The organism is Spirosoma flavum (assembly GCF_042686045.1).
Classification (GTDB): Bacteria; Bacteroidota; Bacteroidia; order Cytophagales; family Spirosomataceae; genus Spirosoma; species Spirosoma flavum.
This window is the reverse complement of the sequence record NZ_JBHUOM010000044.1, coordinates 1-18,531: the sequence shown is the minus strand read 5'-3', so window position 1 is coordinate 18,531 and position 18,531 is coordinate 1. Positions and strand designations below refer to the sequence as shown.

Genomic DNA, 18,531 nt, shown 5'->3' with positions numbered 1-18,531 from the left:
CGCTTTGAATAGCTCCAATAATCGGTATTTATCAGCCCATCCATAGCCAAAAATTGGCTGACAGATCAGGCTTATTAGACCATTCTAGACTTTCGCAACAGCCATGCATTTTATGTTAATCAACTTTTCCAAGAATTGGGCTCAAGCAACTACGAGTAAAGCATCGTCTAATGACGGCTATTTTGGCCTAAGCGGAAAGCTCCCACTTCAGGGGAGCTTTCCGCTTAGGCCAAACTCAACTAGCGAGCCCGCATCCGATAGATGGATGGTCCGACCACGCAGGCCAACCAAGGGGCTACCTACTTCGATGATACGGGGCCGATCTGGGAGGTTGATATGCAAGAAATTCGTTCTCATTGGATATGTCTTCCGATTGTTTAAAAGTAAGAAAAAGGCCTACCTTGTGCTACCTAAACTCCCTTAACATGAACCATCTGAACTACTTAAACCAGTACACTAATGAAAATACTCAGCAATTTGGGCGATTAATAGCGGAGTATAAAGCTCGTGTTTATGAAACATATTTCCTGGCTACAGGCCATATAGCAGAGCCTACACATAGATCAGTTACCAACGCCAACAGCGATTATAGAACAACAATTTTAGTTATTGAAGATGATACTGATCACTGGTTTTTAACCCGTGGCGCTTTATTGCAACATTTTACTACCTCCCGTATCGATTGGCTTACCCAAGCTTATGAAGTTATCCCTTATTTAGACGTTTGCCAACAACAGGAAAGGGATTTACCACGAATAATCTTGGTAGATTTATACCTTCCTGATCGCCAACGAGGTTTAAGCATTTTACAGCAACTCAAATTCCATCCGCTCTACAAATCAGTGCCGACCATTGTTCTCAGTTCGTCGAGTGCTATAGAGGATATCGACCAAGTGTTTGAGCACTCAGCCGATGGCTATTTGATTAAACCAGCCAACGGCGAAAACTGGCAAAATGAACTCAAGATGCTAGAGAGCTACTGGAAATGACAGGTTACTAGATCACTTTCTCAACGGTTTTATGAGGCCTGGTTCTTTTTCAAAACCATCTTGACCATCCAAATAGTCAACGATAACCCCCCAGCTATACTAAAATGTTACCGCTTTATCAAAAACGTACTTATGTATACTATACAATTGTGCGTATCTGAAAGATTGTTCAATTATTTTTCAAATCCGTTCCTAGAACTAGTAGAAATTAGGTTGAAACCGATTCAGGTGATGCTTGATTGTTCAAAAAGCGAATACGAATTAATGTGCCATGGCCAACCGTGGTTTCAATATCCATACTGGCTTTTAAAAACTCACACAGGCGTTTAACCACAAACAGGCCAATTCCCTCGCTGTCCGAGGATTGGGTGTTACTCTCCTGTTTGAACTGCGTGTTGGGTACTTCGCCACTGGGGTATCTACTGGGACCATCGGGTTGTTGAATACCGGTTGGTTCAGACAGGGGCTTAAGTTGCGCAGCCAGTAAACCTACGGGGCCGGTGCTCAAGCCCGGCCCCGTGTCTTGCACGCTCACTAGCCAACGCGTTTCGTTCTCGGCAGACCAGGAGACACTAACCGAACCTGTTGGGGTGTACTTCAAGGCGTTCACCAATAAATTCTGCACAATCCGTTGCACTTTGACCGAATCACCCACAACGGGTAAGTGCTCAGGACCGTCGCTCTTCAAGATCAACTGACGGGCGTTGGCAAATTCCTGTGCACTATTCACAATATCGCGCAGTAGCTTAGCCGCATCAAAAGGCTTTGTCTCGATCGTCTCCAGACCCGCTTCCAGACGGGCATGATCGGTCATTTGGTGTAACATGTGCTGAATCGTACCTAAATTACGGTTTAGCATGTCGATATACTGGTCGCGCTCGGCGGCTTTATCCGGCATCTTCAGCAGATTAGCTGCACCAAAGAGGATACCGAAGCTGGAGCGTAAGTCATGGGACGTTTGACGGAGATGTTCACCCCGTTGCCGACTCATTTCGTTAAGTTGATCCAGGGTGTGCTGAAGCGTTTGCGCTTGCTCGGCTGCGCTGGTTTGCCGGAGTTGATCGTAGTAAAGAACGCTACCCAAATTAGCTTCTCTAGCTAACCGGAGTAGTTGGCCGTGAACCTGGGTAATCACCTGAGGTTTTGTATCAGGATAGAGATCAATGTATTGGGTTATCTCCTGAGCAAGGATTTCGTAGAAGTTCGCTAACTCGTTGGTCAGCTCTTTGAGTGAGTACCCTCGTTGCCAGCGGTGTAGTCCATGCTGGCCCGCTCGTTCGGTAGGGTTCGTTTCGGGTTCCTGTCCCATGAGCCGTTGCCCCAGAACATTGAGAAGCACGGGCATCTGATCATAAAACTCCTCACGCGAAAAGCTGTTACGGGTATCCATTTCAACATCGTCAGCACATTTAAGCCGCCATTGGTTTAGGATAGACTCCCGACGGGCGTAAAGTAGATACTCGGCTAGTTTCTTGATTTGGTTGTTGTACTCTGTATCTTTATTAGCCATAAGTTAACTGGACAATGTCACTGCTTTAGTACAGCTTTATGATTGATAATCTGGAAAAGAGGTAGGGGGTAGGGTAGCTATCTGCCACCAGTAGTTGTGCAAAACAGTAAAATAATCCAGCCACACCTGGGGGTTAAGTGATTTCACCAGGTAGGACGAACACCCCAGGTCGTATGATCCTTTAATGTCTTCGCGTGAGTCGGATTGGCTGAAGATGACTATGGGTGAGAGACGACCTAACTTGCTGAGTCTTATTGCTTCTAAGCACTGCCACCCATCGGTTCTCCTAGGCAGATACAAGTCCAACAAGATCAGATTGGGCAATTGTTGCTTAGGTTGAGCTCGCAGATAGTCTAATGCCTGGTTTGCGTTGCTGACCCAAACCGCTTCGGTGTCAGGCATGCTGCTCTCAATGGCTGCTTGAATTAATTTCCATTGGTCGTCACGGTCTTCAACCACGAGAATCTTTTTCTTGTAACGCATTGATTTAAGAAGTTAGAAGAAGTATGGTAAAATTACGTAAACAATTGGTTGCAACTACCAAAGCGGGCCACCGTGCGGTTCCCCGCTGGGACGCGGCCATCCAGGCCGGACCAAATATCAATCGGATGGCAGCGGCCAACCGTCGCCGAAGCGATAGGAGTATAAAACGTTGATAGACAAGCGTAAACGTTCCTTTTGCTTTGCCCTATTGTCAAATGAAAAGGTATGATTTTAGTTGTTCAAAAAGGCAAATTTAATGTTTATTTGCCCCTTTTTGATTAATTCAAGGCGGGCTATTTGATATCTGGTCCGGCCTGGATGGCCGCGTCCCGGCGGCCCGCTTTGGTAGTTGCAACCTAAGTTGCCGGTCAGGGTTGGTGACCTTCTTTTTGAATCAGCGAGCGTTTTACCAGGCTCGAATCAAGAACCGACCGGCTGAGATCATTAGGGTGCAAGTTCGGTTCAATGGCCCTAGTGCCATGCGGAACACGTGGTTGCAAGGCGCAACGGGCAAGGTGATTTTTTAGGGTAAATCAGTTATAAGCCCATTCATTGGTAGTATCTCTTTAAACGCCCCATTTAAGCGACGATAGCTAATGAGACTACATTACTGCCACTTGTGTCAAATAATGTCGCAAATAGCCATCTCACAAATCAAGATCTCAGATTGAGACACGCGCTTGAGTATATGAGACGTAGCTTTCAACATTCTGACGACCCAAAAGGCGGACCGTGAGTTATCTTCACCATGCAAGACACGAATTTTTGAGTCGTGACGATTTTTGTACCTTTTTTAAAACTACCCCTAACTAGGCAATGCCGACCAATACTGAAACCAATTTTCTAAACGTACTACTACAACGTTTGTAGAACGTCGTTGAAAGCGACTTATGAAACTCCCCCATTACGAAGCAAACTCATAAAATCTAATTCGTCTTAGGGGCTTGTAAAATGCCCAATCAGGCGGGTTGAATTATCTTTGCAGCCTGGCTGAAATGTTGAATCACAGCGCGGTTAACCTTCTTTTCGGCGTGCCACAGCTCGTAATTCTTTTGCAGATTTACCCAAAACTGCGCGCTGTTGCCGAAGGCCTCTGATAGTTTTACGGCTAGCTCCGGGCTGATGCCTGCACGCTCGTTTACAATGGCCGATAGGTTAGCGCGGGCAATACCCAAGCCTTTTGCTACCTCTGTAATCGTCAAGCCGCGCTCTTGAATGTATTCTTCCCGCAAAATTTCGCCGGGATGTACGGGGGCTAAATTACGCTTCATAGTTGGTTCCTTTTTCAATGATAATCGACGTAATCCACGTTGTGAATGCCTCCGCCTTCAAAGCGGAAAATAATCCGATAAATAGGCGTGACGGTGATTGACCAAAAACAACACTATTATGGTCATTCCTGATTTATAACTCCATTTTTATAAATTCTCAAGTAATTCTCTTTCAATATGACATTGAACCGTGTATATAAAGTCAAGTGACGGATTTTGTACGAAACGGTAAAACAACACAAATAACCTAACACAGTAACAGGCTTCGCTACGGCTCTATCATGAGTTAGTTTAACAACGGGAAAAAAAAGCTTCATGGAACAGTACTTACTATAGACTTTCTTTTGTTGAGCCAATATTGTAGTGATAAAGAAAGAGAATGTCCTCCTTTATCCGTTCCCCAACTATTGATAATTGAGGGGCTGTATTGATCGCTTAATTGAATATCAATAATTTTGAAACGTACCCCAATACCACCTTTCAAACCATAGCTAAGCCTCTCATTCATAGGAATAGACCACGAAGATCTATGTACTGGATACTGGTCACTGAGAGACATATTTTGTTGAATATTATTATCATCTTGAGTAAGTGAAAGTAAGTATCGGCCATAAAAACCGAAAATTAAGTAAATCTTCGTTTTTGCATTAAGGATTGGTTCGTAGGAGAGTAAATGTAATTCCGCTGTATGACTCTTGTGTAGAGCAGAATATAAACCAAACCCATGTTTAAACTGGGCAATTCCTAACTGCTCATATACGTTGACAGCGTATTTGATCTGCGGTTGGATGACAAAATGCATACTTCGCAACTGAATATTTTGTAAGAGGCTAAAGCCTACATCATATCCTACTCTGTGTCTGATAGCATCTGGACTTGAATAGGTGCCAATTAACTTACCATCTGTTGAGTGTAGGTTTACGGGGTATATTGGAATTTTTTGATTAAATAAAGTTACCCTGCTTCCGGCTGATAGACTAAATTGTTGCGCTCGGGCTAAACGGCAAGAACCAGCGATTATAAACACGCAGACCATTACATACAGTAAGTTTGATCTCATGAGTTTTAATTAGTTGTCCGTTGTAGTTAGTTTCTGTAGGCTTGCCATTTGCGATTAGCCGTAATCCTCCCAATTCTGTTCAATATTGTTTGCATTTGGTTTGTTGGCCGGAGGTAGGGCTGTTTTCTGGCTTGGGGTTAGCAGTTGGCGTATCTGCTCTTTAATCTGTTTAAAGTTATCCAGTACCTTTTCTTCGCTAACTGCGTTGATGGGCTTGATGGGCTGGGCCTTTGTTGGTGGCTGGATGAATTGCCGCCTAAACTCGGTCTTGTTTCCTTCAGCAATCAGTCCGGCAAACTCTCCTTTACGGAATCGCATTACTTCCTGACTCTCTAATCGGTCACGCAGCTGCATAGAATAGCTTTGATTAATTGAACTGTTTCCATCGCTTTGACTATAACCGTAGCTTTCATACTCGACATCGTGTTTCCCAAATAATGCCGTAACCCGTTGCGCTGTTTTAGGATTTGTCGTCCTTCCATAAAATTGACTACCCAAATTACTGATAATCATTTCGCTAGTAGATGGACCTAGTCTTCCTTCCATCTGAGCTATATCCTGCACAGCGTAGATAACTGAAATGAAGTTGCTTCTTCCGGTGGCGGGGATATCTTCAAATTTTGGAATGAACAGGGTTGGCGCTTCATCCAAAATAACAACCGATTGTTGTCGATTGCTCTGATTCATCCGTTTTAAAGCGGTAGCGACTATCAAACTGATCACAGGACTCAATGTAGCGGTGAGGGTGGGGTCGTTGCCTACCGTTAAAATACTGGGCTTCTTAGGGTCATTTAAATCAAATGGAACCTCATTACCCGATAACACCCAAAATAAAGCGGGGCTATTCAGTGTAGCCATATAGTTTTGAATCGTAGCAAAAACGCCCGCTAATTGATTCTGACTTTCGGAACCAGCCGCGACGGATGCAATGATACCTTTTACTTCATAATCCTGCTGTAGCGTGTTTATGAGTGTTTTGGGGTCACTTTCCAATAACAGGCTAACCGCATGGGGAAGTGTACAGTACTCAGGATAGTTGTTCCGTAAATACCAGATAGCACCAGTTAACAATACTTCGGCGCTCTGAATCCAGAAGCTTCGATTTTGGGCAGCCTTAAAATCTATGTTGATTAGTATCGTAGTGGCCGCTTCTCTAGCATACGTGTTATCGCTTATAAGATCAGGAGCCAAAGGGTTGATTCGGTGGCTACAACTTAGATCAGCAAAATTGACGTAGTAGGTACTTACCTTACTATTGGCATAACTACCGGCTACTTCCTCGGCCAGCGTGGGAAATTTGAAATCATAAACAATGCCGGTATAATCGTTCTGACCGGCTTGATGGATCACCGGCTCAATGATACTTTTGCTCTTACCGCTCCCCGCTCCGCCCGAAATAAATATACCTCGACGAGGGTTATCAATGAATAAAGAGCCTGTAGTCGTCTCAAATGTAAATGACTTCTCTTCTGGCGTATAAGGTTCGACAGTTACGGCTTTCCCTCGATGCTTGCCGGTATAATTCCACCAGTAAACTGACGCAACAATTAGATAAGGCAAATACAACCAGGCTAGATAAATGGGGAGACTACCTAACACCCACCATGGCATTATAATAGCATAAAACAGAAGTGTTAAACGGACAAGATATTTGTTCCAAATACCTGTTTTAAACATTTCTTTCCCGTCCCACAGTAGCAGCCGGTTAAGAGGTCGCCAAATCCCTGCACCGGCAACAGCTCCCACTGAGCCTAGTAAGAATTCGGCAATGAATGCCAAAACTCCGGAAAATATGAGCGGCAAAATAAGCATTGACATAACGTTCTGAGGTTTAGTCGATTAATAGAAGGATAAGTTATAAGCTGATTCCAACATCCTGACGTTGCTCTTTTATCTGTTTCGGAATCTGAGATTCCTTGCGAACCTCCTGACGCATGGCTAAACGTTCGGCTTGATCGCCCTTCTGCATGGTATTAGCGTAGCGGAATGTTTCGGTTAGTGAGCGGTCATAATTGAATTGCTGATCAAACTGCTTTTCAGCCGCTTCCTTGAACGCTACTCGATTAAAACCACCCCTTACCGCTCCTTTGTCAGTGCCTCGATGATTCGTGGCCGGACTTAGCTTTAAAGGGTTTTTTCGGTCAATTTCTCCGGACTGTTTTCGCTCCTGAAAGCGGTTTAGATTTTCAGTACGGCTAACAATAATATGCACATGAGTTTGTGGCCCTTCCTTTTTTTCCCCTTCGTTTTGTTCCTGTTGCTGAACGCTTCTATCTCGGTGCGAATGGGTCCGTTCCTGCTCAATCTTAGCGTACCAAACTAAATCCTTACTTTCGATACTCTTCCCAAAATTGGCCGCGTATTGCTCCATTGCCGTGCGGGTATACTCACGTAATTTTTCTTTGTCATTACCAATGTGGACTAACTCGTTTTCACTTGGACAAAGCACAACTTGATAAAATTTATCGTCGTCCCTTCCTAAGTTTTTTCGATTATCGTCTAAACTGGCTGTTACTTCTGAAGCAACAAGGCCGCTTTGGTCTTCAGAAAACCAATTACCTCGCTCCTGTTTTTCTAGATAGTTTACTAATCCTGCACTGCTACCTTTTCCAGAACTTGCAACTTTTGCTACCATATCATTAAGTTGATTTATTCTTTGTTTTTTCGATCATATCTAAATAAACTTGGCGAAATTGTTCAGTTTGTAATTCTGCTTTTAACGCTCCTCCAATCGTACGCATTTGTGATTGTCTTAACGTCTTGGGTAATTCGTCTTGGACAAATGAAAGTAGTATTTTTAAGTCGTCACGAATAGGCCGTAATTGCTCTTTTTCCTGTTGTCGAATGAAACTAATTAACCGTCGGTCAAGTGCTTTAATAGCATCGGTCGGATTATCGTTTTTAGGGTCACGCGGGTCGGCTTTGGTCGCCTTGAAATACTGCAACATAGCTTCTACGAGTGCTTTGTTTGTTAAGCCGTAACTCTCCGCAAGCTTGCTTAACTGCTCATGTGTCTCTAAGGACACATCTATACTTTTATAATTTCTTGCCATAGTATCCGTACTAATATCCGTATAAATATATCTGATAATCAGCTTAATACAAATAAATACGGATAAATACCGTACTTATTTTTTTACCTTATTTTATATATGTCTGATTATCAGACATATACACCTCGTAGAGCGGGCGGAAGAACAGTCTGAGCGTAGCGAATACTGTTCCCGCTCGCTCTTTTCAAGACCGCACCACGCTGCCCACCGTAGGGGGGCAATTGGACCGTATTACGACTTTTGTACGAAGCTACTTTTTGGCTCATAATGATATTAGCAATTCTGGTAGTGGCTCAAGTGGATTGATCAGAAAAAGCAACTATTGAATAGATATACCATAAAATATTGATTATGGCAAATTTATGCTTTAAAGTTATCCATGTTTCGTCTGGAGGTAATAATCTTCAACACAGTTCAGACACTACCGCAATTCTGTTTTTATATAGTTGTAAATTATATCAATGCTCTTGAAGTATTCTTCTTGTGCAACAAACTTCCCTCCTTCAATTTCTGTGTAAGGAGTTGTTCTTGTACGATATTGAATAATTTTTGTAAAGGCTATGGCTAATTCAGACTCTACTTTATTTCCCTCTTTAGATAGCAATCCTACTACTTTAGTCATTAGCGAGGGAACATTTTCTATTAACACGTCTTCAATATTCTCTTTTAATTCATTTTCCATTTAAATTTATTTTTAGTTGTTACATCTGCACAATCTAATATTCTCTATTAGATAATCCTTTTAAGTTTGAAACAAGTCTGTGTTTAAATACAGACTTGTTTCAAACTTAAAAGGATTATTTAGGCTCAGTACAAACAATAGTATTTGAACCTGTTCCAGTTGTCACTTTGCCGTTTTTATCCACTGGTAGTTTAACAGAACGGCTGCCTACTAACTTCTTTTTGACCTTAAAACGCTTTTCCATGTTCGTAATGATTAAAAGGTGAAATCAAATATAATTTATGTATAATACCTTCTCAAGTAAAAGTTGGTGAAATAGCCGAATTAGTTGGTGAGGGGGTGAAAGCTCTATTTTGGGGGGTGAATTTTAGCTCTTCGTTCATCAGCACTACATATTCTCACACATTTTAAGATTGTATTGTAGGCGATTGATTAGACGTTTTTACCTGCGCGTGATAGTAAAGACTCATAATGACGAGTTAAGAAGTGGTAGGCAACCATCTCATGCCGTCGATTTTGGCCCGCAAATATTCGATTTAAGGCCATATGTAATAGACTGGCGACAAATTGACCATAACCTTTACCTGAGTGCGTCAAATCAAAATATCTCTGGCTAGAAAGTACGGCAGACTGAATATTTCGACTACGCTCTTTTACTAGTTGCATAGCCGTTGATGAAGGAGCGAAGAAAGAGTGATGATACTCTCGGTATAAGTCATTTAGTCTTCGTTTCAGCTCTTTAGTACCTGCCTGCTCATGGAAAAAAGCTTGCTGTAGTTGATGACTAAGCCTTGCCTTGTCAGGAAGTGAATAACTGAAATCGTTAAGCAGTGCATCAATACTGAGCAGAGCCAGTGCATAACGGTCTGCTTCTAATTGAGTTTTAGCCTGGGTAAGCCAGTTTAAGAACAACTGACTGTCGGCACAAAATATAGCTTCACTGAACTCAATTAGATCAGGCTTATACCGCTCAAGTTCACGCTGATAGGTGTCTAGTTGTATCCGGTTAACTAATCCTGATTCAACATAAGGAAGGAACGCTTTGTGAGCTAACTCAAGCAACTTACCGTCTTTCTTAGGTACTGTCTTAAAGCGGATACGAAGATGATTCTCCGGGTCGGCATACCGAACAAAAAACACATTCGTACACCATCCTTTCTTTATAGCCTGCTGAATGAGAGGTTGTAATACAGTCGCCATAAACTGATCGGAGACTTGTTCATGAAGATATACTTTGAAATACAACCAATCTTGGCCAGGGGGGAAACTGCGTTGAATACTGGTTTTTCTCGGCTTACTTGGTTCAACTGAGTGAGTGTATTCCCTCCCTGGTGGCTGGTGACTAGCGACAGTTTTTAAAGGAATAACTAACTCAGCGTTATATTGCTTATTGTCATGACTCAGCCAGGGTTGATAGAACTCACCAAGCCATTCTTTCAGTAATATCTTCCCCTGCTTTGCAACCTCATCCACAAGCACTTTTTGAGCCGGTTCAAATTCAAGATCAAGCAATAATTTGTTATCGCCCTCGACCAGTTGCACGTAACGAGGTAAGCTATACAGCTCACGTAAACTAGCTGCTGTTATTATCTGATTAGATGGTATAGATTCTTTTCTAATTATCCATTGTGCAGGGCTAATAACTAGATTCTGATAGATTAAACGTGGTAAAAAAGCCAATTGGCTTAATGATCGCCACGACCAGCCAAACGGCTGACTTTCGGCCCGTTGCACGTAGGCCAGAAATTGATAAACCTCATCACCATGTGCAGGATTATGTGCGCTGCTTAGTTGGGGCCGTACCCGTTGGTATGTTTTCTTACTACGTAGAATGACTTGACCAGCATCCGTAACCGAAACTAGTAGGTCAGATAATGAAATTGTTTGCTCACTTGAAACGCCTTCTGGTGTAAGATAGGGAATCTCGTAAGGGCGTAAAACGGGTCTACTCACAACATTCCCTGCTCGTCGTGGGCTGACCGGCCAGTGAACAATTTCCGCTAGTATGTCTCCTGAGTATTGCGTTTGTTCCCAGGCACACATGGTTTCAACGGCTCCTCTAAGGTATTCATCACCATGACAGAACCGGCCAAAAAAGAAAGCTGAGGAACCACCTGATGTAGAGTTTAAGACAAAGCGCCATCCGTCGGGGTAAGTAGATGTAACCGGCTCAGTACTATGCGATGGATTGTTGGTTGATGCCAGCGGCTCAAATAGTTCTCCGTGTACGTACCAAGAAGGGAGCGTAGAGACTCGTAAGTGTGGCTGGTCCTTCAAGAAGAGATCAATATCATTCTGCGTTATTACTACCTCCTGGCGGCCACCTAATAGGAAACGGCTATAAAGTATTTCTCGCAAGTGCTCAAGAGGATCTGTTACCATATCAGTAACCGACTTAGCGACAAAAGGTAAATCAGCTAAAATAGGGTAACTGGACAAGGTATCATTTGTAAATCCAATCCCAACCTCAGGGTCTAGAACGGTTAATAAATCAACTTCCTGTTTATCAAAGCGTTCTTTAAACCGCGTACAAAAGTCCTGTAATGGTGAGTCATCTTTAAAAAGCAAGAGCGGTAGTACTTGGTCGAACTGGTTTACAATCTGAAAAATAGTCGGTTTGTCTAGCTGTAATCGCGTAGGACGAAGAAATAAGTCCGTTTGAACTAGTGAATCAGCCTGATTAACAGGTAAGTCTACCTGGCTTAGTACCTGCTGTAATAGGTTCTGTGCTTGAAAGAGTTTTTCCTTATCAATTGGTGACTGACCTAAATCGGTTTGGGCAGCTTGAAGTACTGTCGTAACAGGTAGCTTGACGGGCAAGCTATTAAGCTGATCTAACAGATACGTACACATATCCAGACCAGTAATCGGTATCGACAGATTACTAAGTAGAAACTGATCGTCAATTAACGCATTTATATACTCAGCAACCTCCTCCTGAAGATCAGGCCCATACAAATTTATTAATGTCTCGTAGCTCAGTTGTCCTTTCTCCCTAAGCAGTTCAACCAGCTTTCTTAGATCAGGCGTACTGTCTATCGATGATAAAACGATTTTAGATTTGAGGAGTGTCCCGCTGCGTTCAGAAAACCTAAACTGGTCTGTTACTTCATATAGGCTATTGTTAAGCCTGTAATGAAGGTAAGGGCGAATAGCTTTGTCCTGGGCTAACGTATGACTTACTGCTGCCAGTGTAGCCGAATCCGGTCGGCTTACAGTTTGCCACGAATGATTATCAAACTCAATTTGTCTCTTAGAACCAATAGACCCAACACCCATTCCCGCAAAAAGGCCATAAGGTGTAGCTCGGCCATACGAACGGAACACGTACCGCCATAAAGCATTGGCTAAAGCAGACTCTAATTCTCCGGTTTTGCTTTTTTCGGTTTGCCAAGTTGCATGCAGGCTAGGAGAAGCTAGAAACAGAGCTTCTTCAAACCAATGCTGTTTAAGTAAGGATTGTAATAGAGCAGTATAGCTGCCGGGTGAATCTTTTTTATAAGCGTTGATCTGGCTAACAAGCTCACTTATTGGCTTGTAAGGTAGTCTGACGACGAAAAAGGAATGATGATCGAACTGAGACTTCATTAGTAAAACGTTAGCAGGAAAGAAAGCACCCCGCCCAAATCAATGAGCGGGGTGCTTTCCCGAAAGTAAATTAATGCAGCTGTGTTGCTGTCTGCATTATTGAAAATAACTTACATAACAGTGGATACAATAGTACCTCCGGTAGCTCCACAACCTACAGCATTTTTAGTATCTGTGGTTGTTTGTAAACTTACCATACGTGACTTTACTGTCTTTTTGGAAGGGAGTTGGAATCGGCTTGGCGTTTTCATAAGATATAAGTGGTTTGGTTTAAATATAGAAAATCCAAGGCTATTTAATAAAAAACACTCATATGGTCTATAGTACAACATGAGATTAAATTGAGCTAGACCTATAAAGGGCTAATTCTGAGTTATGTAAAGACCTCCATGCGAGACGAGCTGTTAGCGCAAATTTAACATTCGTCATGAGCCGCTTGAAAGGAAAAATTCCTATCTGGAAAAAGCCTGAACCCGTACCTAGTGAGCTTCGTAACGTAGATATGAGTAATATACAGAATGTGGATAAGCCTTAAACCAATAAATAAGCAAATGCCTAGGCGTTGATGATAATTTCTCCAATTGACTTCTTCTTTACTTCTTTTAATTGGTTACTGTCTGCATAAATATAGCTAAGATCCAAATTATCAAAATCTAGGTCGTTATTTGTAAAGGGGTGTCCAACTAACCAATGGTCTGCAACATGCAGGTTTGAAACAAATACTCGTGTTATAAAAACGCCTGAAACTCTAGTATTTAGTGGATTAACTGAGTTGTGAAAAACACCATTATCACCAATATTAAAATCTTGATCTTTTCCATTTAGATCATCATCTGAAAAACGTCTGCCAATACCAAATAAGGCATTATAAACATCTTCGGTAGATGTATGCTTGATACTTAACGAATTTATACAAATAATAAAAGGTTTTTCAGGATTGCCATAGTGCTTTGCTTTGGCTTTAATAGCCTTCTTCAGTGATCCATCAGAACCACCCATAAAACTACCCCCTAAATAAGAAATTATCGGGCGCGTTAAATTAACATCTGTTGGATATAAGGATATCGAAATAACAATATCTTCATCTTTATAAGTTAAAAACCGGTCTAACTTATCTTGATAGTTATATCTTTTTGGTAAAGCATAAATTGGCGCATTTGTATCAATATTTTTTTGAAAGAAAGATTTCACTTTCCCTAACTTCGCCTGATTTTTTGAGATAAAATCAATACCTTCAATATTTATACCATAACCGGGACAGCTTATTTGATTTATAGTATCGTAAACAATATTATGTTTGGTTTTGAGTGTCTTTTCTTCTTTTGATTCATCAAAGGCAACTTTTGCTTCTAGGTAAATTTCTATATCGCCTTTCTTGGCTAAAAAATCAGGATGATTAGTAGAATCTGTTAATGCGGGATGGGGCGTAAGCTGAAAACCTTGCTTGGAAAATAACTCATGTATGAACAGTTCAAAGAAGGCAGAATCAAAATCAGATTGAAAATCACGTTTCAAATTCCATTTGTGGTTATCAGGGTATCTTGAAAACCAATCATTTAGTATTTCTCTTACTTTAACGAATTCACCTTTAGCTGAATTGTCGTAAAATCCGTAGCTATCATGTTGATGCAGCGCGTATTCAGTATTTAACCTCAACTTATCATCAAATAGTTTTTCCATCTTTATAAAACGATAAAATTAAAACTCATAAGCTTTAGGCATTAATGTTAATAGACGCTTTTTAAGCTCAGTAGTTAAATCTTTATAACCTTGTTCATTGGGCAAATACTTAAGTGCCCTATGATGGCCTAAATCTGATGGAACATCAGCTATTGATTGAGTAATTGGGATAACTGTTTTGCCTAATGTATGAGCTATACCTATTTCATAAAACACATTAGGATTTTTATCTGTAAAATCAGCTATCACAACATGGCTAGTAAAAATTAATTCAAAAATATCTTGTATAAATGTTGTGTTTATCCAAATATCATCTGCTTTTTTACAATCTAATGAAAGGTCATCACACGCTTTCTTTATAGCATAAAAGGTTGCACCAAGTTTGAAAGGAAGCATCACCGAAACTAACTTTTCATTTTGTTCTTTATTAGGAACTTGGAAAACTTGCGGTGAAAAAGTGATCATTTTCTTAGGTACTTCCGTATGAGCTGTAGAAATAAAATCTGAAACTGCCGGTGTAGCATATTTTTCAGCCAGATAAGTTTTTATTTTATTTAAATTATTGAAATCTCTTTTAATTATAGAAGTTAAGACTTGTAAAATATTGCCCTCATAATCATCATCACCAAAGTCTAGGCTTCTTAATAGTCTACTATGGCTTTCGATTATATCATAACAATCTAACGAGTAGCCGAAATCTAACCAATCCGATTTATTGAATTTATTTTCGATTTGATTTTTGATATCAATAATTTCTTTTCCGTTAATCTGATTCATTTTGATAATGGTGTTAATTACTTATTAAATTCGATACTATCTAATGGAGGGATGAGTTGATTTATTCCTCCATATATATCTAAATGCTTTTGGATCATTACACTTTTTTTGTAGAAGGCTTGTAAGTTGGGCTAATTCTTCAAAAATGTAGGCACGCCACTCCTCTAGTGGTAAATGTTCCATCATCATCTTGACCGCTTCTACAAAGCATTCATGGGCTTTTTCAAACTTGCCATAGTAAGATTCTATCCAAACTCGACTATGAAACGTTTCTACCCTCTACTTGCCGGTAAACGCTGTTGTGGTACTCAATGTCATGCCAATAGGATACGTTTTCATAGATCGTATGGATACCTTTTTCGAAAAAAGTATCAGCTTCAGTGAAATTGAGATAGGGAAATCTTTCAAAAAGCTTTGTTACTTCCTGGGTAATGTCCCGGCCTTTCAGGGTAAGCTCATTAGCGGTGAAAAAAATCATTACTGCGGCTGATTTGATGAGCAATCGAAAATGTTGTTATTATACTCTAGCTGGTTTGTAGCTTTTTAATAAAAATGGTCTTAAATATTGATCCATATGTCTTGTCACTTCAATCAAAAATAATAAATATGATTCTATTGTCGTCTCTGTAATCTGTTGGTTCTTATCCTCATGGATTACCGCATGTCTTCTGCTTAAAATTTCATTTATTTTATTTACGTCAAAGACTACATTATCAAAAATGTTTTTACCTTCTATTTGTTTAAATAAATCAGTAATTTCATTTAAGCCATTTTTTCCCATAGGAAATTTTGTGTTAAATGAAATTTTCCCATCAATAGTAGAGTTATCATCTAATATGGTTTGGTAAATGCCGACCTGATTTTGAACCGCTACTACTTTGTTCCTGTTGTAACTTTGTGGATTTTCGACTTCTTTATGAATAGGTTTTTTACTAACAGTTAGTGAAAAAGAATTCATCCTATAATAATCCGGCATACATGAAAGAGTTTTGCCTTTCTGTTTTAGGTCATAGTCAAATTCTTTAAGAATCGACTCTATGAAAACTTGAAATCTTGTAACAAGCAGAACTAAAGCTAATTTGAGAAACAAGTTTCGGTTGTTTTCATTTCCCTTTTTGTCTTCCTTAGAAGCGAATCTAAGTAAGGTTTTTATATTTCTTTGAGAAGAAATAAAATCCCTAGATGAATCAAATACCAAGCGCATCTTTAAAAATTTTCATCCAATAATTAATACGTAAATTAACAATTTCTCTATCTGAAGTACGCTGAGATATTGATCTCCTGAACTCTTCATTATCCTGTAATGAATCAGTTAAAAGTTTTCTTATAATATCAGCATTGGCTTCTAGAATTTCTTGATTTACTTCTGAAAAACTTAACAATATAAACTCAGCAATAGGCCGGTTTATTCTTGAATGATCTTGTAAAGGATCTCTAAAAGCAGTATTGGCGGAGAATACTACTAAAATCTTTTTAACTAAATCATCAAACTCAATTTTGTAATGTTTTACTTCTGATAAAGTTAATTTCTTTTTTGAATCCATATACTCATTCAAAAAATTAACCATTTTTCCGGTATAACTCTTAATTTCATAATTACCTTCCTCATTAATCTGAAGGTTTTCTTTGATGGCAAAATAGCGGATAGCAAATTCCACATCTTGATATCTATCATGAGGTTTTTTTAAATTTAAAATTTTCAAATAATCAGGATTTTTCGCTAAATTCTTCATTTCATTATTAAAATCACCTCTGTAAAGGCAATTACGCAATTCTTGATAATTTAACGATACGGCACCTTTATTAAGGCGCATAAAAATATCATATTTTATATCTGGATGGCTGTCTTTTTTTATTACGTTTATCCGTAATAGTCCATCGTTTAATAAATCTTTAGCTTTAGGAGGCAAATCTTTATATTTAAGTTTTTCTAGCTCTTTAAGAATCTCCAATCCTTTTAGTGGATATTCATTTTCATAAAAATTTTTTAAGGCGTTTAGCCTTTGCAAACCATCTATAACTAACCATTTGCCATTATCTTCTTCAGAAAAATACAGTGGTGGAATAGGCACATTCATTATTACACTTTCTATCAACTGAGATGCCCTATCCTCTTTCCAAACAAAATTTCTTTGGAATGGAACTTCGAGAATAATTTTGGGATGCTGCCCGGACATTAACTCAGATATAAATTGAACAGAATAATCATAGGAAGCGGTATTTAAATAACGTTTTTCCTTCGGTACATCTACGCCTAACTTGTCTTCAGAATCTTCAAATATATCCTTCATATTCGCTTTTTCTCTTATGTGTAGCATCTTAGTAATACTTTTAAATGTTAAGCTTTTAATTGAATAAATGAGTCAAAAAATCTTTAATTATTTGACTATCAGTTCAGCGTTGAAAGATCCCTTTGATACTTTTTAACTGGTGAGAAATCAAAAATAAGTTGAAATCTTTATGATCATTATAGGCTTCTGAGCAATCTTCCGCTTTATTTGGGAACTCACCTTCCAGCATTGTTTTGACCTTCTGGCCGGTCGCGTCATTATCCAGGTAAAGCGAGATCTTTGAGTAACTACCTGATTTAAGCAGCTCTTTAGTTCGCTCGTGAAAAGAAGCAGAATTCATTATCAGCGTGTCAGCCTGTACCAGTTCCTGAAACTTAGTTAAATCCGCCGTTTGATAATATGTTAGTGCTGATAGAAAATCTATAAAGCCCTCAAATACTGCGGCCTGTCCTTCCCTCCTACCCTTGATGAAGGTAACGCCTTTCTTACCTATTGAGCTTTTGAAGTAAGCGTTTCGTATTTCATATCCTTCAGCTTCATTGCGTATCCCTGCAGCAAAGTAGACCTTACCAGTTTCATTATTGAGATATTGAACTTCAACCAGGTACTTAGCCGCTATTATGGGATCTACAGCCCGTTTTTCAGTGAGATATTGAAGCAATGCCTTACCATTGAAAGAATCGACGCTGAGCGAGTTTACTTTGCGTAGAACGAGTGTTTCACTAGTGGCGGCTGGGGTAGTTGCTTGTGGGGGTGCTTTCGGTGCTGTGGGTGTAGAAAGTAGGCTTTGCTGATACGTGCCTGATAATCTTTCTAGATTGGCCAAGGCTCCTTTGATATCTGCACCGTAATAGCTCATGGCGAAATCTAAAACTGTACCGCCTGAATCCCCGAAATCCTTCCAGATCCATTTACCGCCCAAGAAGCTGGTATGGAAAGAAGCGTCCGCTTCATTCCTGAAGGGTGATTTATACCACAGCTCATTACCGCCTTTAAGGGTTCTAACTGGTTGATGGCCAAGCTTTGCCAAAATGTCAGGTAGGGATAGTTTTTTTGCCTGTTCTGAATTCATAAAACTATTTAACCTATAGACTATATTTTAGCAAATCTTTTTTCTTTTCAACAGCAATTAGGAAAATTTTTTTTT

The 18,531-nt window shown here is 40.0% G+C and carries 19 protein-coding genes; 2 read left to right on the top strand and 17 right to left on the bottom strand.

All coding sequences use genetic code 11. The annotated features are described in order from the left end of the window. Positions 1 to 207: 207 nt before the first annotated feature. Entirely contained in the window at positions 208 to 357 is a 150-nt protein-coding gene (locus ACFS25_RS28775; RefSeq protein WP_381508209.1) for a hypothetical protein, read from the bottom strand. 68 nt (positions 358 to 425) lie between these two features. Here ACFS25_RS28775 and ACFS25_RS28770 point away from each other — a divergent pair, with 68 nt between their 5' ends. Beyond that, the gene (locus ACFS25_RS28770; RefSeq protein ID WP_381508207.1) at positions 426 to 989 is read left to right on the top strand and encodes a response regulator; all 564 of its coding nucleotides are present in this window, start codon (positions 426 to 428) and stop codon (positions 987 to 989) included. 208 nt (positions 990 to 1,197) lie between these two features. On the opposite strand, the gene ACFS25_RS28765 is transcribed toward ACFS25_RS28770, so the two are convergent. Then, positions 1,198 to 2,499 carry a sensor histidine kinase gene (locus ACFS25_RS28765; RefSeq protein ID WP_381508205.1) on the bottom strand — a complete coding sequence of 434 codons (1,302 nt, stop codon included), beginning with the start codon at positions 2,497 to 2,499 and terminating at the stop codon, positions 1,198 to 1,200. A gap of 36 nt (positions 2,500 to 2,535) precedes the next feature. Next, positions 2,536 to 2,958 (bottom strand): response regulator, encoded by a 423-nt coding sequence (locus ACFS25_RS28760; RefSeq protein ID WP_381508204.1) that lies wholly within the window; start codon positions 2,956 to 2,958, stop codon positions 2,536 to 2,538. Positions 2,959 to 3,005: 47 nt separating this feature from the next. Between ACFS25_RS28760 and ACFS25_RS28755 the strand changes: the two genes are divergently transcribed. Next, the gene (locus ACFS25_RS28755; RefSeq protein ID WP_381508202.1) at positions 3,006 to 3,155 is read left to right on the top strand and encodes a hypothetical protein; all 150 of its coding nucleotides are present in this window, start codon (positions 3,006 to 3,008) and stop codon (positions 3,153 to 3,155) included. Between the two features lie 786 nt (positions 3,156 to 3,941). On the opposite strand, the gene ACFS25_RS28750 is transcribed toward ACFS25_RS28755, so the two are convergent. The 14 genes from ACFS25_RS28750 to ACFS25_RS28685 all read right to left on the bottom strand — a co-directional run bounded on the left by ACFS25_RS28750 (position 3,942) and on the right by ACFS25_RS28685 (position 18,456). Further along, positions 3,942 to 4,253 (bottom strand): HigA family addiction module antitoxin, encoded by a 312-nt coding sequence (locus ACFS25_RS28750; protein ID WP_381508200.1) that lies wholly within the window; start codon positions 4,251 to 4,253, stop codon positions 3,942 to 3,944. 313 nt (positions 4,254 to 4,566) lie between these two features. Then, a complete protein-coding gene (locus ACFS25_RS28745) occupies positions 4,567 to 5,313 on the bottom strand; it encodes a porin family protein (RefSeq protein WP_381508198.1) in 747 nt (248 codons plus the stop codon). Positions 5,314 to 5,367: 54 nt separating this feature from the next. Beyond that, positions 5,368 to 7,131 (bottom strand): type IV secretory system conjugative DNA transfer family protein, encoded by a 1,764-nt coding sequence (locus ACFS25_RS28740; protein WP_381508197.1) that lies wholly within the window; start codon positions 7,129 to 7,131, stop codon positions 5,368 to 5,370. 37 nt (positions 7,132 to 7,168) lie between these two features. After that, the gene (locus tag ACFS25_RS28735; protein ID WP_381508195.1) at positions 7,169 to 7,948 is read right to left on the bottom strand and encodes a DUF5712 family protein; all 780 of its coding nucleotides are present in this window, start codon (positions 7,946 to 7,948) and stop codon (positions 7,169 to 7,171) included. A gap of 4 nt (positions 7,949 to 7,952) precedes the next feature. Continuing rightward, entirely contained in the window at positions 7,953 to 8,366 is a 414-nt protein-coding gene (locus ACFS25_RS28730; protein ID WP_381508193.1) for a BfmA/BtgA family mobilization protein, read from the bottom strand. Between the two features lie 110 nt (positions 8,367 to 8,476). Then, the gene (locus ACFS25_RS28725) at positions 8,477 to 8,632 is read right to left on the bottom strand and encodes a hypothetical protein (protein ID WP_381508192.1); all 156 of its coding nucleotides are present in this window, start codon (positions 8,630 to 8,632) and stop codon (positions 8,477 to 8,479) included. Positions 8,633 to 8,787: 155 nt separating this feature from the next. Next, entirely contained in the window at positions 8,788 to 9,048 is a 261-nt protein-coding gene (locus ACFS25_RS28720) for a hypothetical protein (RefSeq protein WP_381508191.1), read from the bottom strand. 115 nt (positions 9,049 to 9,163) lie between these two features. Continuing rightward, the gene (locus ACFS25_RS28715; protein WP_381508190.1) at positions 9,164 to 9,292 is read right to left on the bottom strand and encodes a hypothetical protein; all 129 of its coding nucleotides are present in this window, start codon (positions 9,290 to 9,292) and stop codon (positions 9,164 to 9,166) included. Positions 9,293 to 9,480: 188 nt separating this feature from the next. Further along, positions 9,481 to 12,636, bottom strand: a complete 3,156-nt coding sequence (locus ACFS25_RS28710) for a lantibiotic dehydratase (RefSeq protein WP_381508188.1) — start codon at positions 12,634 to 12,636, stop codon at positions 9,481 to 9,483. Between the two features lie 555 nt (positions 12,637 to 13,191). Further along, on the bottom strand, positions 13,192 to 14,316 hold the full coding sequence (locus ACFS25_RS28705) for a hypothetical protein (RefSeq protein WP_381508186.1): 1,125 nt from the start codon (positions 14,314 to 14,316) through the stop codon (positions 13,192 to 13,194). 18 nt (positions 14,317 to 14,334) lie between these two features. After that, positions 14,335 to 15,093: a hypothetical protein gene (locus tag ACFS25_RS28700; RefSeq protein ID WP_381508184.1), complete on the bottom strand. Its 759-nt coding sequence runs from the start codon at positions 15,091 to 15,093 to the stop codon at positions 14,335 to 14,337. Between the two features lie 517 nt (positions 15,094 to 15,610). Next, positions 15,611 to 16,297 carry a HEPN domain-containing protein gene (locus ACFS25_RS28695; protein WP_381508183.1) on the bottom strand — a complete coding sequence of 229 codons (687 nt, stop codon included), beginning with the start codon at positions 16,295 to 16,297 and terminating at the stop codon, positions 15,611 to 15,613. Further along, on the bottom strand, positions 16,281 to 17,411 hold the full coding sequence (locus ACFS25_RS28690) for a DUF262 domain-containing protein (RefSeq protein ID WP_381508181.1): 1,131 nt from the start codon (positions 17,409 to 17,411) through the stop codon (positions 16,281 to 16,283). Before ACFS25_RS28690 ends, ACFS25_RS28695 begins: the two co-directional genes overlap by 17 nt. Positions 17,412 to 17,487: 76 nt before the next feature. Further along, positions 17,488 to 18,456 (bottom strand): toprim domain-containing protein, encoded by a 969-nt coding sequence (locus ACFS25_RS28685; protein ID WP_381508179.1) that lies wholly within the window; start codon positions 18,454 to 18,456, stop codon positions 17,488 to 17,490. Positions 18,457 to 18,531 lie beyond the last annotated feature (75 nt).